Genomic DNA, 25,374 nt, shown 5'->3' with positions numbered 1-25,374 from the left:
GGTTATGTTAAAGCAAAGTTTGTGAATCAGGAGGATTTTGTATTGAATCTTAAACGATGGATTGCTAGACGAGAAGCCAACTGGAAGCGCTTGGATGCGTTATTAAGACAAATCGAGAAACGTGGGTTAAAATCTTTAAGTGCCTTGGAGATTCGCGAATTAGCCAGTTTGTATCGGTCTGTTTCTGGGGACTTAGCGCGGGCCAGAACTCACCGTGTCGGCGATCGCCTCATTCAAAACTTACAAACTCTCACTGCCCGAGGTTACAGTCAAATTTACCAAGGATCGCGCCACCAGGAATGGCAGTCGGTGCGGGATTTTATTCTTTGGGGGTTTCCGGCGATCGTGCAGAAAACTCGTGCCTATACTGCCCTTGCGACGGCAATTTTTTTGGGGATGGGACTGATCGCCTGGTGGTTTGCTTGGCAAGATCCGGTTTTTATGAGTTTAATGGTGCCAGAACGATTGATCGAAACAGTGCGGGATGGCAAACTTTGGATGGGATCGATTTTGGGGATAGAGCCCCTTGCTTCGACTAACATTATGATTAATAATATTAGAGTATCTTTTAGCGCAGTTGCAGGGGGCGTAACCGCAGGTCTTTTTACTATTTATATTCTCGCCCTTAACGGTCTTTTAATTGGCGCGATCGCCACCCTTGTCGGTCAAAATGGTTTAGCCTATCCTTTTTGGGCATTTGTACTGCCTCACGGTGCATTAGAACTTCCCGCAATTTTCCTAGCAGGTGGTGCCGGACTGCTGATTGCCCGCGCGATCGTTTTTCCTGGAAAATATAAACGCATTGATGCTCTTAAATATTATGGAACCCAAGCGGCTCAACTCGTTTTTGGTATCATTGTCTTATTAGTAATTGCTGGATTGATTGAAGGCTTTTTCTCTCCTAATCCTGTTATCCCCGATTCTCTCAAGTATCTCACAGGAGGAATTATTTTTATTCTATTAGTTACTTATTGTCGTCGGAGAAACGATCTCCAGTCACCCGTTAATTAAAACCGATGAAATATAAAATACTAACAATATTTTCTCTTCTAGTTTCTCTTGTCGTTGCAACCCCTGCCCGAGGAGAAAATCCCGATCATGTCGCCCAATTAAAAGAAACAAAAATCTGTCAAAATTGCGATCTCAGCGAGGCGGATCTCAGTGGTTTAGATTTGAGAAGTGCGAGAATTCAGGGGTCTAATTTAATTAAAGCGAATTTGAGCAGAACCGATCTCAGTCGGGCAGATTTAACGGCAGCTAATTTCACATTGGCTAATTTAGAAGGGGCAGATTTGCGCTTTTCTCTCATTAATAGAACAATTTTTGCTAAAGCAATTCTCAGTAATGCAGATTTGAGCAATTCGGATTTGAGAATGGCAATATTGACAGCAGCTAAATTAAATAGTTCTAATTTTCGCAATGCCAATCTCGCTCAAGCCGATCTGAGCGAAACCGACCTTTCTCAGAGCGATCTTTCTCGCACCAATTTAATTGAAGCTAATTTGAGAAAAGCCAATCTTAGTAATGCAAATTTAAAAAACAGTCAGGTTAATAATGCCAATTTGAGTTTAACCGATCTTACACAAGCTAATTTTTCTGGTGCGAATCTGCGCTATTCTTCTTTAATTCGAGCGATTATGTTACAAACCACATTAACTAGTGCTAATTTAGGGGGTGCTAATTTGCGAGAAACCCAAATTAATGCAACAAATTTACAACGTGCCGGTTTAAGACGAGTTAATCTGCGAGAGGCGAATATTCGGGATAGCGATCTCAGAAATGCCGATCTTGCTTATGCGGATCTGCGAAATGCTAATGTCTTTCAATCGGATTTACGCAATGCCGATTTAACAGCAGTAGAATTGGGAACAGTCATTTTTTGTCGATCGCGTTTGCCGAATGCCTATACTTCTCAAGGAGGAAGAGGTGCATCGATTTCAGACCAAGGATGCGGCCGTCGTGGGGAATTGCAGAATTAAGATAATATTTCTAAGCCGGAATTTCAGTCCGTCCTTCCCCTCCCAGATCGAAGGCTTCGTGAACGATTTTCAAGGCTTTAACGCCTTCACTTTCGGCGACAACACAAGTAATTTTAATCTCTGAAGTGGCGATCATTTGAATATTAATTTGTTCTCGGGCGAGGGCGGCAAACATTTTCGCAGCAACTCCTGGATGACCGATCATTCCCGCGCCCACAATACTCACTTTTGCAATATCCGTATCGATCGCAATTTCACCTAATCCCCAATCTAAAGCAACATTGGTGAGAATTTTTTCGGCTTCCGGCGCATCGGCACGGGCGATGGTACAAGCAATATCCCGACTGGCAAACCCGCCAATAACCTGACAGCGTTGAGATTGAACGATGGTATCGACACTGATGCGATGTTGTGCGAGGAGAGCGAAAATTTGCGCCGCCATACCGGGGCGATCGGGGATATGACGAATTCCCAAACGCGCTTGCGATCGGTCGATGGCAACCCCTCGGACGGGAGGGGCGTTGGCATCAAGAGGGGCTTTGGGGGCGGCGGCGATGGAGGAAGAGCTAACTTCAAAGGCACTACAGAGGGCAGCGATCGCCTTTTCGCAATCTTCGTCGCGAATGGTACAACTCACTTGCACTTCTGAGGTGGAAATCATATTGATATTTACCCCTGCATCAGCTAGAGTAGAGAACATTTTGGCGGCGATCCCAGGACGACCGATCATGCCGGCTCCAATGATGGCTACCTTGGCAATATTGCGATCGATGAAGACTTCCGCTTCTGTAGAGTGAGGGCTATTGTCAAAGCGCAGGATAGGTGCGATCGCCTCGGCAACGGCTTCGGCAGGTTTCAGGTCATTTTTGGTGGTGGTGAAGGCGATATCGTTGGTGTTGCCTTCGTGGATGGATTGGATAATCAGGTCTACATCAACGCTGTGGCGGGCGATTTCTCCGAAGAGTTTGGCGGCAATGCCGGGGCGATCGGGGACTCGCAGGAGGGCAATTTTGGCTTGATCTTTATCAAATTCTACCCCGTCCACGGCTTTATTAATTTCCAAATTTTGTAGCGATCGCCCTTGTTTGGGGGGAGGAATGACGAGGGTGCCAGGGGTATCGCTCCAACTGGAGAGGACAAGGAGGGGAATGCTATAATTGCGAGCCAGTTCTACGGCGCGAGGATGGAGAACTTTTGCCCCTAAACTGGCCAGTTCCAGCATTTCATCGCAGGTAATTTCCGGCATTAACTGCGCGTCTGGGACAAGGCGGGGGTCTGTAGTGAGGATGCCTGGGACATCGGTATAAATTTCGCAGCGATCGGCGTTGAGGGCGGCAGCAAGGGCGACGGCGGAGGTATCGGATCCACCGCGTCCTAGGGTGGTAATTTCCAAATCTTGGCTTTTACTAATGCCCTGAAAACCAGCAACAACGATCGCCTTTCCTTCTTGGAGATGGCGTTGCAGGCGATCGGTTTTAATGTCCAAAATGCGGGCGCGACTATGATCGGTTTCGGTAACGATACCCACTTGCGCCCCAGTTAAAGAAATAGCGGGCTGTCCGCATTCTTGCAGAGCCATGCTGAGGAGGGCAATAGAGACTTGTTCCCCGGTGGAGAGGAGCATATCCATTTCCCGACGACAGGGGCTGCTAGAGACCTGGTTTGCCAGTCCTACAAGCATATCGGTGGTTTTGCCCATTGCCGAGACGACGGCTACAACGGAGTGTCCTTGTTGGGTCGTTTTGCAAATGCGTTGGGCGACGGCTTGAATGCGATCGACGGAACCTACCGAGGTGCCGCCAAATTTTTGGACGATTAACGCCATGATTTCAGGTTTGAGTGAAAGCGCTTTATATTGTAACTCTCGATCTGGGCGATCGCATTACTTTTATTTTTGATGGGGATTGATTTGATGCAAAAATGTTTAGAGATTCTTAACATCTTGTTGTTGATAGAGGGCAAAATAGCGGCCTTGCAATGCCATTAATTCTGCATGATCTCCTTGTTCTACGACTGCCCCAGAATCCATCATTAAAATAATATCAGAATGTTGAATCGTGCCGAGACGATGGGTAATAAAGAAAACCGTGCGATCGCCAAATTCTTGCGCTAAATTGGTGCAAACTTGTTGTTCGGTGGGATAATCCAAGGCGCTGGTTGCTTCATCTAAAACCAATAAAGCCGGACGTTGCAGCACTGTTCTGGCGATCGCAATCCGTTGGCGCTGTCCCCCAGAAAGAGATGCACCTTTTTCTCCCACTCGCGTATTATAACCGCTTGGTAAACCCATGACAAACTCGTGGGCGGCGGCTACTTTTGCGGCTTCGATAATCTCTTCGCTGGATGCTTCTGGATTATTCATGGCAATATTTTCTTGGATGGTGCCGTCAAAGAGTAAAGGGTCTTGAGGAACAACTCCAATTTGTCGCCGCACGGAATATAATTCTACTTTAGCGACATCGTAACCATCGATAAAAATGCGCCCTGATTCGATTTCATACAGTCGAACTAATAGTTTCGTGAGGGTACTTTTTCCCGCACCACTTTTGCCAACAACGCCGACAAATTTTCCGGCGGGAATTTCCACACTCACATTCACTAATTGTAAGGGAGTATTGGGTTTAAAACGGAAAGAAACATTTTCATATTTGACATGACCAGTAATTGCAGGCATGGGAATATTACCTTTATCTTCTTCTGCTTCTTGGGGTGTATCGATAATGTCTCCCAAGCGTTCTAAAGAAAGTCCGACTTCTTGGAAGTTTTGCCAGAGTTGTGCGAGACGCAATAAGGGGCTAGTGACGTAACTGGCGATAATTCTAAACGCAATTAACTGACCTAAAGTTAACTCTTGTTGGAGAACTAAATACGCACCGACCCATAATACTAATAAACCCGAAAATTTGTTTAAAAAATTACTGCTAGAATTGGCAAGAGTGGAAGTTTGTACGGTTTTGAAGCCTGCGGAAACATAACGGGCGTATAATTCTTGCCAGCGCCAACGCGATCGCAGTTCGATGTTTTGTGCCTTAACAGTTTGAATTCCCGACATTACTTCAACCAAATGAGATTGAGTTTCGGCATTGCGTTCGGCTTTGGTTCGTAACTGCTGGCGAACGATGGGAGAAAAGAGCAAGGTAATGAGGATAAAGACAGGAATAACGGCTAAAGTTACGAGGGTTAATCGCCAGCTATAAATGACCATCACGGCGATATAAACCACGGAAAAGACCGAATCTAAGACTACAGTTAATGCAGTTCCTGTGAGAAAAGAACGAATATTTTCTAACTCGTTGACGCGACTGGAGAGTTCCCCCACGGGACGGCGATCGAAGTAGCGCAAAGGTAAGCGTAATAAATGATCGATAATCTCCGATCCCAAGGTCATATCGATGCGATTTGTCGTATCTACAAAAAGATAGGTGCGAACGGTGCTGAGAATTGCTTCAAAAATGGCGACGGCGAGGAGAAATATGCCCAAAATCTGTAAAGTATCGGCACTATTCTGCACGATCACTTTATCAATAATAATTTGGATAATGAGAGGGTTGGCTAAACCAAAAAGCTGCACGAGAAATGAGGCGATTAAAACCTCGACGAGAACTCCTTTATAGCGCAAGAGAACTGGAACGAACCAAGAAAGACCAAAACGTTTTTTAGGGGTTTCTTTGGTGGGTTGAACGAGGAGAACTTGACCGAATTTCTCCCAAGATTCGATAAAATCGGCGGGTTTGCGGCGTAGGATGCCCATTTCTGGGGAGCCAATTGTGAGTTGGCGATCGCCAATTTCGTATAAAATAGCCCAACTTTCTTGCCAGCGTACTAAAACAGGAGGTTGTAAGCGGGTAATTGTCGCGGCGGGAACGTTCACCATTTGGGCGTTTAACCCCAACAGTTCCGTCACTGCACCCAAATGGTACAGGGATAAACTCCCTTGGCGATCGATCTGCTGGGACAAGACTCGGCGAATCACTTCTCGACGAAAGGGTACATTGTAGTAGAGGCACAGCATTTGGAAACAAGCCACGGTTCCATCGAGTTCGCCACTGCCACGAATGTGAGGGTACTTAATCTGCTTTCGATTTGTTGTTGTTTCTAAGTCCAAGTTGCTTTCGCGAACTTCTGGGGCGTAGGGGATAACTGTGGCAAGAGTTTCGGTTGTCGAATCTGTAGTATCGGAGGAGGAAACTGCTTCTGTTTCTCTGGTTTTTATTTTGGGTTGACTGGTTAAATCTGCCCGCAGAAAACCGAGTAAACGGGCGGGAAATTTACCTTGAACTTGAATGAAGCGCTGATTTTCTAGCAATTGTAAGGGTTCGCCAGTGGGAGAATTTTCAATGACTCCCCCACCACTAACTAACCAGAGCAAATTTGGGTCTTGCAGGGGCTGTAGGAGGGGATTGCTAACTGATGTCCGTCCGGGGGGTAAATTGCACAGTTGTACGCTTTCTTGGGCGCTTTGGGAGAGATATTTGAGGTCTTGGGTACCTTGAACTTGAATAAAATTTTGGTTAGCGAGGAGATCGAAGATTTCGGCGACAGAAACGGTTTGTTGAAAATATTCTGCAAAGGGGCGATATTCTTTGAGGAGGAGTAAAAATTGTTTCGCTTCGAGGGTGAGACAGATGGTTTCTGTGGAGGCGATCGCGGTTTCGCAGGGGAGTCCCCGCAAAATTCCCGTCCAACCGATCGCTTCTCCCACTTCTAATAATTTGAGGGTCAGGGGCATTTTAGTGGTGGGATCGTAACCCAACAGCCGCGCTTGTCCTTCGTAAAGCAAAACAACATTTTGCGGCAGTTTATCCCGCAAAAGGATCGTTTGTCCCATACGGTAGCGCAGAAAGCGCATTCCACCAGCTAATTCCGCCAATACCAACTCGGGCAGGCGATCGAAGGGGGTATGTTGCTTAAGAAAAGCATTAATATCAGTGACAGTGTAGCTCATGCAGAAGCCCCTACATTGCAAGTCAATCTCAGGATACAGAATCGGGACGGTAAAATCTAGTAATGAATGATGGGGATTTGGCGATCGAGCCAAAAATATTAATTATCAACAGAGAAATTAAAAATGCAAAGATTTGTTTTTCTAAAAATTAGTCAAGGAGACTTCGATCGCGGATTTGATGTAACTTTAAAAATTGCTTCTCCCGATCGCGCTTCTTTTATAGATGTCGAGATCGATTGCGAATTACCCCCGAATTCACAAATCCCCATCGCGTATCAAAATTGGTTCAATACCTATCAACTACTCCCTAATATTTTTCGAGGAAGAATAGGACGAACTGTTTCTCCAGAGAATGTTCATCAAGAATGTTACGATCTTGCCAAACAATTAAAAAGAGATTTTCAAACTTGGCTGAAGTCTAGCACAAATCTTAAATTTCAACGGTTGCGAGAAACACTCTGCGATCGCTTGGAACCTGAAGATGAAATTTTTGTGTTCATTCAAACCCAAAATGAGGTACTAAAAAAACTTCCTTGGCAAGAATGGGACTTGTTTCGCGATCGCTTTCCCAAAGCAGAAATTGCTTTAAGTCCTCCAGAAATCGAAAATAGCGATCGAGGAACTCCAAGAACAGGACAAAATAAAGTTAGAATTTTATCGATTTTGGGAGATAAAACAGGAATTGATACGAATAAAGATAAGAACATTATCGAAAGTTTAGAGCAAGCCGAACCCGAATTTCTGCTCGAACCCGATCGCCAGCAATTTAGCGCTAAATTATGGGAAAAAGATTGGGATATTCTCTTTTTTGCAGGTCATAGTATAGGCAAAAATGAATCAGGAATAATTTATCTTAACCCCCAAGATAAGTTACCTATCGAAGAACTCAGAAATAGTTTGAAAAAAATTGGCGATCGCGGTTTACAACTAGCGATTTTCAACTCTTGTGATGGCTTAAAATTAGCTGAATATTTAGCTGAATTAAATATTCCCCAAATTATCATTATGCGCGAACCTGTAACCGATCGAATCGCGCAATTATTTTTAGAATATTTCCTACAAGCATATTCGCAAGGAGAACCTTTATATTTAGCAGTTCGTCAAGCGCGATCGCAACTAGAAGCGATAGAAAAAGATATTCCTGGTGCAACTTGGCTACCAATTATTTACCAGAAATCTCTGGAAATTCCTCCAACATGGGAAGAAATCGTACATGGAACTCCTCCTCCACCTTTTCAACAGATTGCTAGTGCGACCGATCGATACTATCTCGCAGATGGATTTCCTTGGAAAACGGGAATTCCTTTTCTCACCAATGCGGCTGAATTTATGGCAAACTTCTCGGAAGGTGTCACAATGCGTTATGGACTTAAGGTTGCATTTAGCCCTAAATTAGAGAATCCTTATTTTATCAGTGGAGGTAGTGAAAATCTAAAAATTTGGGAAATGAAAACTTGGGAAAATACAAAAAAAATATCTATTCCAGGTATTGTCGATCTCTGGTTTACTTCTGTGGCAATTAGTCCCGATACTCGCACGATCGCTGCTTGTAAACAATATAAAATTATGGTTTGGAAACTGGGAGAAGAAAAGCCAATTTATACTTTCTCTAAAACTCCTTTTTCCAATTTTTTAGATGTTTTTGGCTTTGATGGACTAGAGTTTAGTCCAGATGGAAAGATTTTAGCAGCAAATGATAACCAAGATATAAAATTGTGGAATCTAGAAACCGGACAAGAAATGATTAAACTTATCGGACATTCTGATAAAGTTACTTGTATTGCCTTTCATCCACAAGATGCTCGAATTTTGGCGAGTTGCAGTTATGATAAAACTATCAAAATTTGGCGAGTTGATACAGGAAAATCGATTTTCACGCTATCTGAACATATTGACGAAGTTTACGCGATCGCATTTAGTTCAGACGGACAAATTTTAGCAAGTGGAGGGAAAGATAATACGATTCAACTCTGGTCTATTTATAGTGGAGAATTACCTAAGACATTGCGATCGCACTCTGATGCAATTACTTGTCTTGCGTTTAACCCCGATGGACGAACTTTAGTCAGTGGAAGTAATGATGAAACTTTGATTGAATGGACAATTACAGGAAAACAATTGTATGTGCTTCCTCAACAGCACGATCGCGGTGTGACTTCTGTTTCCTTTAGTCCCAATGGTGAAACTTTAATTAGTGGAGGACGAGATCAGACGATTAAAATTTGGCAGCGATCGCCCCAATCATCGTCTAATTAGGGTCTGCTGAAAAAGCCTGCAAAATTAATTTATAGGTCACACAGTGTACAAAATACATGATTTGTAAACAAGTCATTCAGTTAATGAACGCGAATAGATAACAGTAAAATGGCATATATTCCTGAACCCATTGTAAAGGATAAGAAACAACTTTCTTTGCTATCTGGCAATTCTTCCTTTAAAACATTTAAAATCAAACCTCCAGCGACTAGACCCCATAATACAGCAAGAAATGCCTCTGGTATATGGAAGGCACTACCCACAACCCAACCGACAATTAAGGCACCCGCTAAGACCCATCTACCAATCTTATCGTAAGGCTTTTTATGATGTTCTCGTAAGCTGCGATCGTTGATTAAAAAATGTAAAGTAAGGGCAATAGATAGTAAAATTGCTGGAATTAATCCTTTCTCCTCTGTATTGCTCAATAGTTCGCCAATGAGCGCATTATAGAAGGCAAATGCACCGATATGTACCCAAAAAATGCCTTGGCTGGTACAATCTTCTCCGGATGCTTGTAAGTTCGCTTTTCGCGAATTATCTGCTAATAATTCCAATCCGTAAAAGAGTGCTAAACCCACTAAAGCCAAGAGATAAGCGTGTTTTTCCAAAAAGGTAAGCCACATCAAACCCGACTCTTCAATTTCCATCTGTGCAGCACTTAATTCCGGTAGGATATCCAGAAAAACATAGGCGATCGAAACACCAGCACCCAAGGAAATCCAACGAAATTCAGGAATAATTTTATTGAGCCATTCCATCTTACCCACATAGATATTAATTAAGGCAAGAAGTATTGGGAAAACTACAGCGAGTATTGGTAGAATTGGATTAGAGGAGTGCATCATTCCTCCGTGAGATTCGACTAACAAATAAAGCGGAAACATGGCGAATTATTCCTAAAGTAAATTACATTGAGGTCATAATAACTCCTAGCGATCGATTTATACATTACCATTAGCGATCGCTTTTCCCGCTCTTTGTTGAACTAAGTTTGCAAATCGTTTTAAAATCCTTAAAACTAGATAAATATCATTTGGATTTCGTAATAAATAGCCATTAGATTCTCCATATTGAGGAGGAGAGGTGTTAACTAATTTTAAAAACAGAAACTCGAGGCCATTAGTTACAAAACCATAGGATGGCTCTTGAGAATTGGCATCGGCTAACATATAAGTTAAGGCTTGGGTAATTCCATCATATAAAGAAGCCTTTGCACCTTTAGTCTCCACCGCTAGAACCGAAAATTTAGGCGTAAAAACCAGAAAATCTAATCTTCCCGTTATCTTCGTATCTTCCTCTTCGATATCGAGTTTAACTTCTTTTTCTGCTACTAAGTAAAAAGGGGGGCGATAAAATCCTGCTAATCTTAGTAAAGGAGATAAAACAACCAGTTTAACAATGGCTTCAAGTGGAGGATATTTAGACAGATGGCGAAAGTTTTCTCGAACTTCATCTAGTGTCTGTTTTTCGAGATCGTTCAGTTCGGGCAAATTTTCCCGCGATTCTGGAAAGAAATTTTCATCGTCATTCAATTGCAAATTGAATTTTTCTTCGAGATCGTAAAGGTTTAGGTTTTTGGCTGCTAGGGTTTGCACCATAATTTTCTCCTGTTTGTTATTTGTAGAGGATTTGAGGGCGCAATGCTTGCACCCCTGCTAAACTTTACTTCATTCTTTCTTTTCGCTTGCTCATTACCAATTCTTAAACTGTTTCGTGCCTAGGTTTAATGCAGCGTGTCGGAGTTTCTTTGCAATACTTAACGCAAATACTCTTTAAACGCCTGCAACTCAAGTAAAGATAAAGTTCTGCACCCAATAACATTCCCAAAGGTGGAGCCAGAAAATAAACCCAAATATCCGTCCAAATTCCCGCAGGTAATGCAGAAGCAAAAGTTCGTGCTGGGTTGATACTCATCCCTGTAATGGGAGCCGCAATCACAATATAAATAGCGACGAGAATACCAACAAATATACCAACTTGCGAGTAAAATCTAGGAGTATTCATCAAGAAGAGAACCATGACCATTAAGCCAAAAGACAAGCATAATTCTACAATAAATGCTATCGGCCAGCCTAAATTGTTAGGAATTGTAACAGTATATTGAATGGGAGGATTAGTATAGAGGTCTCCTAAGAGTTGAGAGATGAGAAATACCCCCAAAGTGCCGCCAACAAATTGAGAAACGGCATAAAATATTGCATCTTTTCCTGTCATTTTTCGCAGGCGAAATAAAGCGAGAGAAAAAGCAGGATTGGTATGGGCTCCTGATTTCTTACCCCAAGGGGAATAAATGATACCAATGAGGGTAAAACAAATACAAATTCCCATACATACACGACGTAAAAGAGGAGATGCGATCGCCTCGTGTATAGGAGAGGAAGGAGACTCCAGAATAGTCGCATAAATACCGATACAAACCATCAAAAAACCCAAGGCGATCGCTTCAATCAAGTATTCTTGCCAGTGTTCGAGTTTGAGACTATTTTTCATGCTATCACCTCAACGATTGGGTTTTCGGAAATCTTAAGTTGCTTGAGAAGCAAGCATAAAATTAGAGAGTTTGTAAAGCAGTCTTGCTCCAATATTACCATCCCATTCATCATTTCCGGGAGCAACTTCGCAGAGGTCGCAACCAATAATAGTTTTCCCAGCTTTAACCACTTCTCGCAGTAAATAAATGGCTTCATTGAATTGCAATCCTCCCGGTACTGGTGTTCCAGTATGGGGGCAAAGTTCTGGACTCAAGCCATCAATATCAAAACTTATATAAACGCGATCGGGTAATTGCGTCACGATTTCTTGACATTGTGCTGCCCAAGTCATGCCAGAAAAAGCATTATCTTTAAGTTGCCAATCATCAAAAGCAATAATTCTTTTATCTTGTTGAATGCGTGCAATTTCAGCTTGACAAACATCGCGAATTCCCACTTGAACTAAGCGATTAATATTCGGAATTTGCAAGGCATGATACATAATCGAAGCATGGGAATAAATAAAGCCTTCATACCCGTTTCGCAAGTCTGCATGAGCGTCAATTTGCAAAATACAATAGCTGGAATATTTTTCTGCAAGGGCTTGCATATAGCCTAAAGGGACGCTATGATCGCCTCCAATTAAGGCAATAAGTTTATTTTGTTCGAGGAATGTTTTTGTATGTTGATAGACCCAATTATTTAATTCAATACTGGCTTGATTAACAGCTTTTAATTCCTGAGTAATAATAGAAGCGTCGATTTTACCTCCGTTTTCGAGATGCTGAATTACTTTTTTTGCTGGCGATCGCATTTCCTGATTCTTCTGGTAAATTTCCTGAGAAATTGGTACAGTACCGCGAGGAACTTGCCAAATATCGGGAAAGTCAAAGTCATACCATTCGGGTTCATAAGAAGCCTCTAAAATGGCTTGCGGACCCTCTGCTGTTCCTTCTCCATAAGAGGTGGTAACATCCCAAGGAACGGGAAAATAAACAAGATTTGCTTTTTCAATATTTGAGGGAAGACCAAAAAAGTTGCCATTGAAGGGGCTAATATCATTCGGATCGAGATACATGGATAATCATTCGGTTGGATTTACATATTATTAAAGTTCTAGAAAGAAAGAAAGAAAGAAAGAAAAAAAAATACATCCTTCTTTCTTTATCCTTTAATTCTTTAGCTGTATTCTCCCGTTTGTTGAATTAACTTCGCAATTAACCCCGTCCATCCCGTTTGATGATTAGCACCAATTCCCGCACCATTATCCCCATGAAAGTATTCGTTAAAAAGAATTAAATCTTTCCAGTAGGGGTCGTTTTGGAACTTTTCTGTCGCGCCGTAAAGAGGACGACGACCCGATTCATCTTTGGTGAAAATGCGAATCAAACGTTCGGACATTTCCGTTGCAACCTCCCAAAGCGTGAGCCAATTTCCAGAACCCGTGGGACATTCCACCTTAAAATCGTCGCCGAGATAATGATGGAACTTTTGTAAGGATTCAATCAACAGGTAATTCACAGGCATCCACACCGGGCCGCGCCAGTTGGAATTCCCACCGAATAACCCTGTACTGGACTCTGCGGGTTCATAATCTACCCGATAATCCTGGCCGCCAACATAGAAATTATAGGGATCGTCTGCATGATAGCGAGAAAGCGCCCGAATGCCGTAATCGCCAAAAAACTCACTCTCGTCAAGGAGTTTGCTAATAATGCAACGGAAGCGATCGCCAGACACATAATCCCCTCTGGTCACTTGAGCGAGAGCCAACAAACGTCGTTCGTGCGCTCCCAATTCTGCCATATTGGCAACATTACACTTAAGATCGTCGCGATTCTCGATGAACCATTCTAAGCGTTCTTTGAAACCGGAAAGTTGATTGAGCAATTCGGGTTCGATGGTCATTACGGCGTAAAGTGGAATCAATCCCACCATCGATCGCACTTTTAAGTGTACATCGCCGCCATCGGGTAAATTAAGAACGTCGTAAAAGAACCCATCTTCGGGATCCCAAAGTTGAGTATTATCCCCACCGATCTGATTCATGGCCTCGGCAATATAGAGGAAATGCTCAAAAAATTTCGTTGCCATGTCCTCATAAACTGAGTTTTCTATCGCTAATTCGAGGGCAATTGTCAGCATATTCAAACAATACATGGCCATCCAACTGGTGCCGTCGGACTGTTCGATATAACCCCCCGTGGGTAAGGGAGAACTGCGATCGAAAACCCCAATATTATCTAACCCTAAAAATCCGCCTTCAAAAACATTATTATCCCCCTGATCTTTGCGGTTTACCCACCAAGTAAAGTTCAACAATAGCTTTTGAAAAACTCGTTCCAGAAAAGCGCGATCGCCTTTACCTGTTTTCTTGCGATCGATTTGATAAACCCGCCAAGTTGCCCAAGCATGAACGGGAGGATTCACATCCCCAAAATTCCATTCATAAGCAGGCATTTGTCCGTTGGGGTGCATATACCATTCCCGTGTCATAACATCGAGTTGATATTTCGCAAATTCGGGATCGATGAGGGAAATAGGCAAACAATGAAAGGCTAAATCCCATGCGGCAAACCAAGGATATTCCCACTTATCCGGCATAGAGATAATATCTTCATTTTCCAAGTGAGTCCAAGTACTATTACGTCCTTTTTTGCGTTGTTCAGGGGGGGGAGGGGTATCGGGATCGCCTTTTAACCAATTCCGAATATTGTAATTATAAAACTGCTTGCTCCACATCATCCCCGCAAAGGCTTGACGCTGAATATTGCGGCGATCGCCATCGATATCTTTCGGGGCAATATCCGTGTAAAACTCATCAGCTTCTTGTTTGCGAGTGGCAAAAATTTGCTCGAATTCAGTGCCAAAAGGTTCGCTAGAATTGGCGCTATCTTTCAGACGCAAATTAACAACTTGGGTTTGTCCTGCGCCAACTTCTAAGATATAGTGGGGGGAAACTTTTGTCCCTGTTCCATCGGGATTTACAGCATCCTTTTGACCGTGGACGACATAATTATTAATGCCATCTTTAACATAAGGCGTTGTATTGGCAACATGAAACAAACGCTCATTATTGGTTTCATTTTCTGTAAACAAAAGCGTGGCATCTCCTTGAGCATAAAAACAGCCATTGCCTAAAACAGGATGATTGCTTTCAACGCAACTATAATTTGAGTTTGTCGATTTTTGGGCTAACGTGGGTTTCTGGGTATTTTCTCGATCCCATGCCCAAGTATTGCGAAACCAAAGGGTAGGAAGGAGGTGTAAAGTTGCTGCTTCGTCCCCGCGATTGCTAACGCTAATTTTGATGAGAATATCTTCTGAATCTGCTTTAACATATTCAACAAAAACATCAAAATAACGGTTTTCGTCAAATACTCCCGTATCTAACAATTCAAATTCCATTCCCCCGCGTTTGTCCATCCCCATACGCCGTTGATTTTCCTCCACCAACCAACCGTAAGGATATTCAGATTGGGGATATTTATAGAGGAATTTCATGTAGGAATGGGTGGGGGTACTATCCAGATAAAAGTAATATTCTTTTACATCTTCCCCATGATTGCCTTGACTTCCCGTTAAGCCAAAAATGCGTTCTTTGAGAATTGGATCTTTGCCATTCCAAAGGGCGATCGCGAAACATAATTGCTGTTTGTCATCGGAAATGCCTCCGATGCCATCTTCTCCCCAACGGTAGGTACGCGATCGCGCTTGGTCATGGGTGAAATAGTCCCAGGCTTCCCCTGTAGCACTATAATCCTCCCGCACGGTGCCCCATTGTCGTTCGCTGAGGTAAGGTCCCCATTTTTTCCAAGCGGTTTTTTTGGTGCGGTCTTCTTCGAGTCGGAGTTCTTCTGAGTTCATGGTAATAGTAGGGGTTTGGTCTCCCAACCCTTTTTTATGCTGAAAGGTTTTTACTGATTTTTACCAATATGGCAATCCTGTTATAACAAACACCCAAAAGTTAAACAAATTTAAGAATTGCCTTCATTCACCAGTTTTTCGATCAGCCTCCTGATTCAAAACCGGGGTAGAGGGTCATGCCACCATCAACGAAGAGGGTTGCACCTTGAACGTAGTCGGAATCGTCGGAAGCAAGCCAAACTGCGGCTTTACCGATATCGTCGGGAACGCCGATACGCTTGTAGGGAATGAGGGTTAGCAGAGATTCGAGGGCTTCGGGGGTTTCCCAGGCTTCATTGTTGATGGAGGTTTGGATCGCACCAGGGGCAATGCTATTGATGCGAATTTTCTTGGGGGCGAGTTCCTGTGCCATGCTTTTCATTAACAGGCTGACTCCTCCTTTCGAGGCGGCATAGTTGCAATGACCTGCCCAAGGGATGACCTCATGCACGGAACTCATGCAGATGATTTTACCTGCTGCGACGGAGCGATCGGGGACAACACCGCGACGCAGGAATTCTTTGACGGCTTCCCGAGAACAGAGGAATTGTCCCGTTAGATTCACACTGATTACCTTATTCCAATCATCAAGGCTCATATCGACGAGGTTAAAATCTCGTTGTAAGCCGGCATTATTAACGAGAATGTCGATGGTCCCGTAGGCTTCTAACATTTTCGCAAACATGGCCAGCACTTGTTCTTCTTGGCTGACATCGGCTTGTAGCGCGATCGCCTCTCCACCTTCGGCTTTAATTTCATCAACGACTGCATCGGCACCTTTAGCGCTGCGAGAGTAGTTGATAACGACTTTTGCACCGGCTGCAGCGATGCACTTGGCAACGGCTGAACCAATGCCGGAACTCGATCCCGTAATGAGGGCAACTTGGCCTGCTAAACTTGGCATGATTTGTGGATTGGATTAGTCGGTAATGATGGCTCGATTTTATGATAATGGCGATTTTGGCTTTTGTCTCTAGGCAAAAATTGTTTTTTTCACTTTTACTTAGGGTGGCGATCGCCAGAATCTTTCAAAGATTATCTCGTAATGTTTGATGATAGGCGCGAATCATTTGCGGTTCTTGGGTAGGATCGATAAATTGGGTTAGGCGATCGAGGTCGAGATCGGGGAGGAGTTGGCTGCGTTGAATTTCTTGATAACCGATTGTCGTATCAATTAATTGGTATAAGGTAAAACAATTTTCTTGCCAAAACCAAACTTCTTGTACTCCCAACCCTTTATAGATATCCAGCTTATCAACTCCACCACTGCTGATAACGACTTCAATGGCCAGATCGGGGACTTCTCGCCGTTCTCCTAAACAATAGCTTTCATCGGCTTCTAAGCCTCGGGCTGCGTCTGGGTTACAAAAGGTGGTAGAACCATAACTGTAGAGGTCGATATCGCGTTCTAAGGCATAGATTTCGAGCAGTCTTCCAATAATGCTTCTAATGCTTTCATGTTCGGAGGAGTTGGTCATGATTTCTAAATTCCCCGCGTTGTAACTAAGGCGCAATATCGGACAAGGGGAAAGGGTTGTCACGAGGGTTTCGTATTGTTGCCAAGATATATTTCTGAGAGAAACGCGCGGTTCAATAAGAGATGGGGCGACTAATTTTTCCAGTTCGATCGCGGGAATATCGAGGGTGATTTTCATGGGGTAAAATTGGCGAGGCGATTTTTATTATAGTTAACAGGAGAAAACTGCCCGTGGAACAATCGTCCTACTTGTTTGATAATTATAGCAAGTCCATTCAATTTTGAAATGCACTCAAACTATTTGTGTATTAAATCTACTCCAAAAACTTCAGCAAAGGCGATTAAAATATCTTGTCGAACAGTTTCAACTTGAAGATCGGGGAGAAATTGAGATAAACTACCAACGGGTTTATCTGGAATTCCACAAGGAACAATGCGCGAAAATCCTTCTAGATCGGGACAAACATTTAAAGCAAAACCGTGCATAGTAATCCAGCGCTTAACTTTAATGGCGATCGCCGCGACTTTATACCCTTTTATCCAAACTCCAGTTAACCCTGAAATGCGTTTTCCTTCCAGTCCATATTGAGCCACAACGCGAATAATTACCTCTTCTAACTGACGCAAATACCAATGTAAATCTTGTCGATAATAGTGTAGATTTAGAATAGGATAAGCAACCAGTTGCCCAGGACAATGATAGGTTACTTCCCCCCCTCGTTCCGTGCGATAGAGTTCCCATTTACTCTCTTGAGGATCGAATTTTAAAAAGTCCTCGCTGCTTCCGGTTCCCAAAGTATAAACAGGAGGATGTTCTAATAATAATAGTACATCATCAAGTTCTGGATTTAGCAATCGTTCTGCCACCAGCGATCGCTGCTGTTCCCAAGCGACTTGATAGGGAACTAAATCTTGTAATTTAACGTAACATTGGCGCATTTTTCTATTATTGGGTATTGTTGGGTTTGGAGACCAAACCCCTACGGGAAAACAAAAATGAGAAAAATTAGTTTTGGTTTACTCTGGCTGGGATTTATCGCTTATGCGTTTCTCTTCGCACCCCCCGATCGCCCAGACACCCTCGATTTAATTATCAATCTTTCGACAGGTAATTGGCAAGGCATTAACCCGATTATTGTTGCTTTATTTAACATTATGGGGATTTTGCCTATCGCCTATACTGCCCTTATTCTCGCCGATGGAAGAGGGCAGAAAATTCGCGCTTATCCCTTTGCGATCGCCTCTTTTGGATTAGGTGCATTTGCCCTCCTGCCTTATTTTGCTCTCCGACAAACCAACCCTGATTTTAAGGGAAAAAAAGACTTTATCCTGAAAATTTTTGATTCTCGCTGGTTGGGAATCTCACTCACTCTCAGCGCCAGTGTTTTAATTGCTTATGCTATAGTCTCTGGAGATTGGGGGGACTTTATCCAGCAATGGCAAACCAGTCGATTTATTCATGTGATGAGTCTTGACTTTTGCCTGTTATCTCTCCTCTTTCCGGCTATTTTGGGGGATGATATGAAAAAGCGAGGTGGCAAAAATTCTCTCATCTTTTGGCTAATCTCTTTTGTCCCTCTCTTAGGAACATTACTTTATCTCAGTTTTCGACCTCCCTTGCCTCAAGAAGAAGAAACAAACAAAATTGTGACAGGAAACCCCATTGCACCAGAGTCTTAACCCAATCTTTTTTCACGGACTTAAATTACCATGAAAGAATTGTATTGTCTTGAGAACAAGTAATGTCATGCTGGACAAGCTACCAGGTAAACGTATTTCACTGCCCGACCAATTTACGGGAGTAGTTACAGTCGAGTCAGTAGAAGACATTGACGGCACGATTTTGATGAGAGTGCAAACATCAGCAGGAGAGACAAGGGATGCGATCTTAGAACGATCGCAAGTGGAAGAACTTCTGACACAGCAAGAAGCGATCGCCGATACCCTCGTGGATGCAGACTCGTTTTTCTTGTTCATGGAGTCGATCCGGATCAAAACTGCCTTTGAATACGATCCCCATTTTGCCGTAAGTTTGAGCGGAGTGCGACCCTTACCCCACCAATTGGAAGCTGTGTATGAGCGGATTTTGCCCCAGGTGCGTTTGCGGTTTCTCTTAGCCGACGATCCAGGGGCAGGCAAAACGATTATGGCAGGGTTACTCCTGAAAGAGTTGAAACTGCGTCATGCGATCGATCGCATTCTGATTCTAACCCCGGCACCCTTGACCATCCAATGGCAAGATGAACTCAAAAGCAAATTTGCAGAAACCTTTGAGATCGTCAATTCTGGGTTAGTTAAACAGCAACTCGCGGGCAATCCCTGGGAACGATTTCGGCAATGTATTACTTCAATTGACTTCGCCAAGCGCGATGATATCATGCCAGGCATTCTCCAAGTAGATTGGGACTTGACCATCATTGATGAAGCTCACAAGTGTTCAGCTAAAACCCAAGGGGATGATTTACGGCGAACCGGTCGCTATCGGTTAGCAGAGGAATTGTCTCAAAATAGCGATCGCCTGCTCCTGTTGACCGCAACACCTCACCAAGGAGATGTGGATCAATTTCATAATTTTCTGCGGTTGCTCGATCCCGATCTGTTCATCTCCAATGAGGTCAATCCCGAAGTCTTAAAACTCAAAGATAGCCCCTGGTTTCTGCGTCGTATTAAAGAAGAACTCCGAGATTTTCAAGGACAGAAGCTCTTTAAAGAACGTCATGCCCGTACCGTCCCCTTTGAGCTAACGATACCAGAGCAAAGTCTTTACGATGAAGTGACCCGCTACATTAACAAATATCTGGGGAAGACCAAAGGACGAAAAAAAGCAGTAGTCGCATTAGCACGAACCGTCTTACAACGACGTTTGGCCAGCAGTTTAAACGCAATTTCCAGTTCCCGGCAAAGGCGGCAGAAACGGTTTAGAGACCTGCTGGAAGAATTGCGAGAGTTAACTCCTGGAGAGCAACAGCAGCGATTGTGAGAAATGTGAACAATTTTTGATGTGGAGCAAGCCAGCGATGATTACGACGACGATGAACTTGATGATGCGATCGCCGACTCCACCGTTGCCGAACATATTGCCGATATTCAAGATGAATTGGTCGTCTTAAATCGCTTAGTAGACAAAGCCCACGCCACCATTGCCCTAGGAGAAGAAGCCAAACTCAATGCTCTGCGAGATTGTCTCAAAGGCAGTGAATTTGATGAACTGCAGCAAGAATCCGGGCGGTTGTTAATCTTTACCGAACATCGGGACACCTTGAACTATCTACGGCAGAACTTAGAAGATTGGGGCTACACGGTGTGCGAAATTCATGGCGGTATGAATGTTCATCAACGCAAAGAAGCCAGGCGCGATTTTCAGTACAACCGACAAATCTGTTTAGCCACAGAAGCCGCAGGAGAAGGGATTAATCTTCAGTTCTGTCGCTTGATGATCAACTATGATTTACCCTGGAACCCAAATCGGTTAGAGCAACGAATGGGACGGATTCACCGGATCGGTCAACCCAGTGCCGTGTATATTTTTAACTTCGCAGCGATCTCAACGGTGGAGGGACGGGTTCTGGAAAAACTGTTAACGAAGCTGGAAGAAATTCGCAAGGCTATGGGGGATAAAGTATTCGATGTAATTGGCCAGCTTTTGCAGCTAAATGGCATTAATTTTGAGGAAATGCTCAAGGATGCCACCTACGGATCCGAGGAGGAGGGGATTGTCAAAGAGTCTATTGAGCGTCTCGATCCGACCCGATTGGAAGAATTGCAAAAGGCAACTGGGGTGGCCTTGGCCACGTCCCATGTAGACTTGGAACAGGTACAGCGAACCAAGCGAGAAGATTATCGTTCCGAAGAGCATCGCTTGATGCCGCGCTATGTGGAGGAGTTTTTCCGGAGAGCCTGCGACTATCAGGGGGTAAATTTGGATGTGCGAGCCGATGGGTTATGGCGGGTATCCTACCTCAAAGAAGAGTTTCGATCGCCTCACCTGGAAGCAGTACGACGGTTAGGGGCAATTGAGAAGACCTATCCCAAGCTAACGTTTTATAAAGAGAAGCTAGATACCGCCAAACACGCCGATGCTGAGTTTATGTCGCCGGGTCATCCTTTGTTTGCGGCGATCGCGGAACGCTTGGATCGTCACCTGGCGGAAACCGTGGGATATCGTTCGGCGCTGTTTGTGGATGCAGATACTTTGGAACCCTACCGCATTCACTTTTTTACCGTGGCGGTGGCGGGTCAATCCCTTCGCGGTCAGGAGCAGGAGGTTCGCATTCGCTTATGTGCCGTGGCTCAATGGGATGAGGAGCTAAAATTAATTTCTTCGGACTGTCTTCATGATTTTGCCAATGCTTCCCACTTAGATTGTCCGTTGCGATCGCCTACCGTTGCAGTACAAAAACAGGTCGAAAACTGGCTGAAGGTTAATGTACAGTTCGCTCTGATCAAGGAGGAGCGCGAAAAGCGTCAACGGGAGCTATCTATTCGGCGGGAATATTTAGACAAGGCTATGACGGAGACAATTAAGGCTTCCCAGCGCACTCAAATGAACTTAGCGGCTAAGGTGGCCAAGGGGGATGAGAGTTTTCGCATTGCCCGAGATAAGGCGCAAAATAAGGTGCGATCGCTGCAAGAACGGTTACAAATGAAAAGGAAAGAATTGGATTATCTCAAGATTTTGCGTCCTGGACGGGTGACATATTTGGGGACGGCGTTGGTCTGTCCTGCTCCGGTGACAAGAGAGGGAATGCGGAATGATCCTGAAGTGGAGGCGATCGCCATGGCCTATGTGATGCAGTATGAGCGCGATCGCGGTTGGACTCCGGAGGATATCAGTCAGTTACGGGATGGCAGTGGCTTTGATATTCGCAGTTTAGGAGCGATGGATACTACAACTCAAGAGCAACCTTTACGACGGATTGAGGTGAAAGGCCGCGCCCAGTCTGGCCAGGGGGTATCTTTAACCCGCAATGAATGGCGCAAGGCGCAGCAGTTGGGGGAGTCGTACTGGCTCTATGTGGTCTGGAATTGTCGGGGGACTGAACTGGAGTTATTGACAATCCAAAATCCGGTGGGGGTGTTTGCAAATCAGGTGCAGGAGGTGCAGGATGTGACGCGCTATCTGGTCAATGGGGAATCTCTGGCTCATTATTGTCGGGATAATGTCCTATAATTTCTGTAACTCATATCAATCAAAAAATCAAAGGATGATGAGAAAAGGAAGGACAATCTCTACATATACGGATGATGAGAATCTAGACATATTGCATCAGGACATTGCGCGGGCTTTCCTCAATTATCAGTATCGTCAGGGTCAACGCGCTTTAGAGACTACGGTAGACCCTGATTTTTTAAACGCTTTAACAACGGAGGATGAGATTATCCATGCTGCGATCGCCCTAACCCAAAATGTTCACAAATGTCTAACTCGAGATAAGAAGAACAATTTAATTACCTCACCCCCAACCCCTAACCCCAAGAACTATGGACGATCGCCGACTGATTGAAGATTACATTCCCATCAAGGAAATTTCCAAGGAAGCGGCGCGGGAGAAGTCGATCCGGAAGGGGCATATCTCTACCTTACATCTCTGGTGGGCGCGGCGGCCTTTGGTGGCGGCGCGGGCTGCTGTGTTTGCGGCGTTGGTGGCGGCTCCCACAAACCACCAGAAGCGCACGGCGTACACAAAGCAGATGATTGATTTGTGCCAGTGGAAAGCGGGGAAAGACCAGATTAAGAAGGCACGTCTGGCAATTTTGGAGGCACAGCGCGATCGCCTGAATTTGCCGCAAGATACGCCGTTAGGGGATGTACCGCCGCCGAAGGTGTTGGATATGTTCGCGGGAGGGGGTGCGATTCCTTTGGAGGCGTTACGGTTGGGCTGCGAGACTTATGCGATCGATCTCAATCCTGTAGCTCACATTATTGAGTTATGTACGTTGGTTTATCCCCAGAAGTACGGGAGCAAGTTGGCGACGGAGGTGGAAACCTGGGGGAATTGGGTGATTGAGCGGGTAAAAAGTGAGATTGGCGATCTCTATCCTTCGATTCAAGTAGGGGAGGCTCTCACACAAAATTCTGAGCAGTTGGAGTTATTGGAGCAGAAGCCGCAGCAGTTGGGTTTGGCTTTTCAGGAGACTCTTACCCCGGTTGCTTATCTCTGGACGCGGACGGTGCAGTGTCCTAACCCCAGTTGTGGGGCGGATGTGCCGTTGTTGCGGCAAACTTGGCTCTGTAAAAAGAGTAAGAAATATGTGGCGTTACGGGTGATTCCGAATCACGAGACGAAGCGGGTTGAGTTTAAGGTGGTGGAGGCGACGACTGCGAAGGATTTGGGGTTCAATCCGGCTTTGGGGAGTTCGCGGGGAAGTTCGACTTGTCATCATTGTGGGACGACGATCAAAAGTAAGCCCTATATTCAAGATGAAGGGAAAGCGGGTCGTATTGGTCAGCAAATGATGGCGATCGTTTGCACAACTCCGGGGAAGAAGGGGAAAACCTATCTTTCCGCGACGGATTATCAGAAATATATTCCGGATGACAAGGCGATTTTAGGACGGTTAGAAAAGTTGTGTCAGGAAACAGGTTTAACAACTCCAGATGAGCCTGTTAAAGAATGGTCGGGTGTTTTTAATGCGCCCCTCTATGGATTAAATACTTTTGAAAAGTTATTCACGCCGCGTCAGTTGTTGGCGTTAATGACGTTTGTGAAGTGGGTACGATTGGCACATGATGAACTGGTGCAGCAAGACTATGAGGAAGATTTTGCCAAAGCAATTTCTACTTATTTGGGGATTTTGTGTAATAGATTAACAGATCGAGGAAGTACGATTTGCAGATGGGATAATTTGCGAGATATGTCTTCTAATACATTTTCACGTCAAGCATTACCAATGGTTTGGGATTTTGCCGAAAATAATCCTTTGGGCAACGCTTCAGGAAATGTAAATAATGCACTAGGTTGGATCAATTCATTTCTTGAACGAGAAAGTGATAATGGCTGTCCTGCTCAAGTCTATCGAACTTCAGCAATGGCGAATCCGTTAGATGCAGAACTTCTTGATGCTGTCATTACCGATCCACCCTACTTCGATTCAGTTCCCTACGCCGATTTATCCGATTTCTTTTATGTGTGGTTAAAGCGTTCCGTCGGTCATCTTTACCCCGAACATTTCACCGCCAAACTTACCCCAAAAAAGCAAGAAGCGATCATGGAACCCACACGCCACGGGGGGGATAAAAAAGCCGCATCTAAAGCCTACGAAGAGATGATGCACCAAGCCTTTAAAGAAGCCTATCGTGTCTTAAAACCAGATGGCATTATGGCAGTCGTTTATGCCCATAAAACTACCTCCGGCTGGTCAACCCTGATTGACTCCCTCCGCCGTGCCGGATTTATGATTACCGAAGCCTGGCCACTAGATACCGAAATGAGAGCAAGATTACGCGGACAAAACTCTGCCGCCCTAGCCTCCAGCATCTTCCTGATTTCTCGCAAACGCCCCAACCAAGCCATCGGCGACTACACCACCGAAGTGCAACCCCAACTAAAAGAAATTGTGCAGAAACGGGTTAAAGACCTGATGCAAGAAGGAGTAAGCGGTGCAGATTTAGTCATCGCTTGTATTGGCGCAGGACTGCAAGCATATACCCAATTCGATCGCGTCGAACTGCCCAACGGTGACGAACTCGATGCCACCACCTTCCTCGACGACGTGCAGAAAGAAGTCCTCGAAACCATCCTCAGCGAAATCATGAGCTTCGATAAACGCGGCATCTCCAGCGTTGATAAACCCACCCAATACTACATCCTCGCCCGCTACGAATATGGAGAGGCGATCGTCCCATTCGACGAAGCCAATACCCTCGCCCGTGGAGTCGGCATCGAACTCGATGGACCCGAAGGATTAACCCAGGGCAAAAATGCCTCCATCGAAAAAACAAAAAACACAATTCAACTGCAAAATTATCAACAACGAGGACAAGATAAAAGCCTCGGTGTTCCCGATATTAGCCCCAGCCAAACCTTTAACCAAAAAAATACCCCCAACCATATCCCCACCCTAATCGACGTGCTGCACCGTCTGCTCTGGTTGCTTGAATACGATCCCAAAGAGATCGACAACTTCTTGCTTAGTGCTAATACCGACCTCGAAAAACTGCGCCTTGTCGCCCAGGCACTTGCTGGACGCGCCCTCACCCCAGAAATAACCCTGGAAGGAGAAATGGCGATCGCCGAAAATGGCAGTAAAAACCGGACACCAGAACAACAGGCGATCGATAAACTGCTGGCCAGTTGGAAACGCACCATTGAAGACCCCGCACGAATTAGAAATTAA

General features: G+C 44.5%; 18 protein-coding genes. 8 read left to right on the top strand and 10 right to left on the bottom strand.

Going from position 1 to position 25,374, the window contains the following annotated elements; translation table 11 throughout:
- Positions 1 to 42 precede the first annotated feature (42 nt).
- Positions 43 to 1,011 (top strand): stage II sporulation protein M, encoded by a 969-nt coding sequence (locus tag VB714_RS01235; protein ID WP_416309573.1) that lies wholly within the window; start codon positions 43 to 45, stop codon positions 1,009 to 1,011.
- Between the two features lie 5 nt (positions 1,012 to 1,016).
- Positions 1,017 to 1,979 (top strand): pentapeptide repeat-containing protein, encoded by a 963-nt coding sequence (locus VB714_RS01230; protein WP_323220355.1) that lies wholly within the window; start codon positions 1,017 to 1,019, stop codon positions 1,977 to 1,979.
- 10 nt (positions 1,980 to 1,989) lie between these two features.
- On the opposite strand, the gene VB714_RS01225 is transcribed toward VB714_RS01230, so the two are convergent.
- Both VB714_RS01225 and VB714_RS01220 read right to left on the bottom strand, forming a co-directional pair.
- Positions 1,990 to 3,804 carry an aspartate kinase gene (locus tag VB714_RS01225; protein WP_323220353.1) on the bottom strand — a complete coding sequence of 605 codons (1,815 nt, stop codon included), beginning with the start codon at positions 3,802 to 3,804 and terminating at the stop codon, positions 1,990 to 1,992.
- Between the two features lie 99 nt (positions 3,805 to 3,903).
- Positions 3,904 to 6,924, bottom strand: a complete 3,021-nt coding sequence (locus VB714_RS01220) for a peptidase domain-containing ABC transporter (RefSeq protein WP_323220351.1) — start codon at positions 6,922 to 6,924, stop codon at positions 3,904 to 3,906.
- A 123-nt stretch (positions 6,925 to 7,047) separates the two neighbouring features.
- Here VB714_RS01220 and VB714_RS01215 point away from each other — a divergent pair, with 123 nt between their 5' ends.
- The gene (locus tag VB714_RS01215) at positions 7,048 to 9,180 is read left to right on the top strand and encodes a CHAT domain-containing protein (RefSeq protein ID WP_323220349.1); all 2,133 of its coding nucleotides are present in this window, start codon (positions 7,048 to 7,050) and stop codon (positions 9,178 to 9,180) included.
- Positions 9,181 to 9,260: 80 nt separating this feature from the next.
- Here the strand turns inward: VB714_RS01215 and VB714_RS01210 are convergent, their stop codons facing one another.
- The 8 genes from VB714_RS01210 to lipB all read right to left on the bottom strand — a co-directional run bounded on the left by VB714_RS01210 (position 9,261) and on the right by lipB (position 17,976).
- On the bottom strand, positions 9,261 to 10,067 hold the full coding sequence (locus VB714_RS01210; RefSeq protein ID WP_323220347.1) for a hypothetical protein: 807 nt from the start codon (positions 10,065 to 10,067) through the stop codon (positions 9,261 to 9,263).
- A gap of 57 nt (positions 10,068 to 10,124) precedes the next feature.
- Positions 10,125 to 10,781, bottom strand: coding sequence for a restriction endonuclease subunit R (locus tag VB714_RS01205; protein ID WP_323220345.1), 657 nt, complete (start codon positions 10,779 to 10,781; stop codon positions 10,125 to 10,127).
- Positions 10,782 to 10,884: 103 nt separating this feature from the next.
- The gene (locus VB714_RS01200) at positions 10,885 to 11,673 is read right to left on the bottom strand and encodes an MIP/aquaporin family protein (RefSeq protein ID WP_323220343.1); all 789 of its coding nucleotides are present in this window, start codon (positions 11,671 to 11,673) and stop codon (positions 10,885 to 10,887) included.
- Between the two features lie 33 nt (positions 11,674 to 11,706).
- Complete coding sequence (locus VB714_RS01195) at positions 11,707 to 12,732, bottom strand: agmatinase family protein (protein WP_323220341.1); 1,026 nt, start codon at positions 12,730 to 12,732, stop codon at positions 11,707 to 11,709.
- Between the two features lie 101 nt (positions 12,733 to 12,833).
- Positions 12,834 to 15,521 (bottom strand): MGH1-like glycoside hydrolase domain-containing protein, encoded by a 2,688-nt coding sequence (locus VB714_RS01190; RefSeq protein WP_323220338.1) that lies wholly within the window; start codon positions 15,519 to 15,521, stop codon positions 12,834 to 12,836.
- 142 nt (positions 15,522 to 15,663) lie between these two features.
- The gene (locus tag VB714_RS01185) at positions 15,664 to 16,464 is read right to left on the bottom strand and encodes an SDR family oxidoreductase (protein ID WP_323220337.1); all 801 of its coding nucleotides are present in this window, start codon (positions 16,462 to 16,464) and stop codon (positions 15,664 to 15,666) included.
- A gap of 124 nt (positions 16,465 to 16,588) precedes the next feature.
- Entirely contained in the window at positions 16,589 to 17,215 is a 627-nt protein-coding gene (locus tag VB714_RS01180; RefSeq protein WP_323220335.1) for a Uma2 family endonuclease, read from the bottom strand.
- A 119-nt stretch (positions 17,216 to 17,334) separates the two neighbouring features.
- Positions 17,335 to 17,976, bottom strand: coding sequence for a lipoyl(octanoyl) transferase LipB (gene lipB / locus VB714_RS01175; protein WP_323220333.1), 642 nt, complete (start codon positions 17,974 to 17,976; stop codon positions 17,335 to 17,337).
- Between the two features lie 57 nt (positions 17,977 to 18,033).
- On the opposite strand from lipB, the gene VB714_RS01170 reads away from it, so the two are divergent.
- From VB714_RS01170 to VB714_RS01150, 5 genes are all read left to right on the top strand, one after another.
- The gene (locus tag VB714_RS01170; RefSeq protein WP_323220331.1) at positions 18,034 to 18,717 is read left to right on the top strand and encodes a DUF2834 domain-containing protein; all 684 of its coding nucleotides are present in this window, start codon (positions 18,034 to 18,036) and stop codon (positions 18,715 to 18,717) included.
- Between the two features lie 67 nt (positions 18,718 to 18,784).
- Positions 18,785 to 20,017 carry a DEAD/DEAH box helicase gene (locus VB714_RS01165; protein WP_323220329.1) on the top strand — a complete coding sequence of 411 codons (1,233 nt, stop codon included), beginning with the start codon at positions 18,785 to 18,787 and terminating at the stop codon, positions 20,015 to 20,017.
- 21 nt (positions 20,018 to 20,038) lie between these two features.
- The gene (locus VB714_RS01160; RefSeq protein ID WP_323220327.1) at positions 20,039 to 22,207 is read left to right on the top strand and encodes a helicase-related protein; all 2,169 of its coding nucleotides are present in this window, start codon (positions 20,039 to 20,041) and stop codon (positions 22,205 to 22,207) included.
- A 34-nt stretch (positions 22,208 to 22,241) separates the two neighbouring features.
- Positions 22,242 to 22,541 carry a hypothetical protein gene (locus VB714_RS01155; protein WP_323220325.1) on the top strand — a complete coding sequence of 100 codons (300 nt, stop codon included), beginning with the start codon at positions 22,242 to 22,244 and terminating at the stop codon, positions 22,539 to 22,541.
- Positions 22,519 to 25,374 (top strand): DUF1156 domain-containing protein, encoded by a 2,856-nt coding sequence (locus VB714_RS01150; protein ID WP_323220323.1) that lies wholly within the window; start codon positions 22,519 to 22,521, stop codon positions 25,372 to 25,374. The genes VB714_RS01155 and VB714_RS01150 overlap by 23 nt, the downstream gene beginning before the upstream one ends.

Source organism: Spirulina sp. 06S082, from assembly GCF_034932145.1.
GTDB lineage: Bacteria > Cyanobacteriota > Cyanobacteriia > Cyanobacteriales > Spirulinaceae > CCY15215.
Note: the sequence above shows the minus strand (reverse complement) of the source record. Positions and strands in the feature narration are given on the sequence as shown.

Coding starts and splice junctions, on each gene's coding strand:
- VB714_RS01190 (WP_323220338.1), bottom strand. CDS start 15,521: ATGAACTCAGAAGAACTCCGACTCGAAGAAGACCGCACCAAAAAAACC.
- VB714_RS01210 (WP_323220347.1), bottom strand. CDS start 10,067: ATGTTTCCGCTTTATTTGTTAGTCGAATCTCACGGAGGAATGATGCAC.
- VB714_RS01180 (WP_323220335.1), bottom strand. CDS start 17,215: ATGAAAATCACCCTCGATATTCCCGCGATCGAACTGGAAAAATTAGTC.
- VB714_RS01150 (WP_323220323.1), top strand. CDS start 22,519: ATGGACGATCGCCGACTGATTGAAGATTACATTCCCATCAAGGAAATT.
- lipB (WP_323220333.1), bottom strand. CDS start 17,976: ATGCGCCAATGTTACGTTAAATTACAAGATTTAGTTCCCTATCAAGTC.
- VB714_RS01195 (WP_323220341.1), bottom strand. CDS start 12,732: ATGTATCTCGATCCGAATGATATTAGCCCCTTCAATGGCAACTTTTTT.
- VB714_RS01185 (WP_323220337.1), bottom strand. CDS start 16,464: ATGCCAAGTTTAGCAGGCCAAGTTGCCCTCATTACGGGATCGAGTTCC.
- VB714_RS01165 (WP_323220329.1), top strand. CDS start 18,785: ATGCTGGACAAGCTACCAGGTAAACGTATTTCACTGCCCGACCAATTT.
- VB714_RS01170 (WP_323220331.1), top strand. CDS start 18,034: ATGAGAAAAATTAGTTTTGGTTTACTCTGGCTGGGATTTATCGCTTAT.
- VB714_RS01220 (WP_323220351.1), bottom strand. CDS start 6,924: ATGAGCTACACTGTCACTGATATTAATGCTTTTCTTAAGCAACATACC.
- VB714_RS01225 (WP_323220353.1), bottom strand. CDS start 3,804: ATGGCGTTAATCGTCCAAAAATTTGGCGGCACCTCGGTAGGTTCCGTC.
- VB714_RS01215 (WP_323220349.1), top strand. CDS start 7,048: ATGCAAAGATTTGTTTTTCTAAAAATTAGTCAAGGAGACTTCGATCGC.
- VB714_RS01230 (WP_323220355.1), top strand. CDS start 1,017: ATGAAATATAAAATACTAACAATATTTTCTCTTCTAGTTTCTCTTGTC.
- VB714_RS01205 (WP_323220345.1), bottom strand. CDS start 10,781: ATGGTGCAAACCCTAGCAGCCAAAAACCTAAACCTTTACGATCTCGAA.
- VB714_RS01200 (WP_323220343.1), bottom strand. CDS start 11,673: ATGAAAAATAGTCTCAAACTCGAACACTGGCAAGAATACTTGATTGAA.
- VB714_RS01155 (WP_323220325.1), top strand. CDS start 22,242: ATGATGAGAAAAGGAAGGACAATCTCTACATATACGGATGATGAGAAT.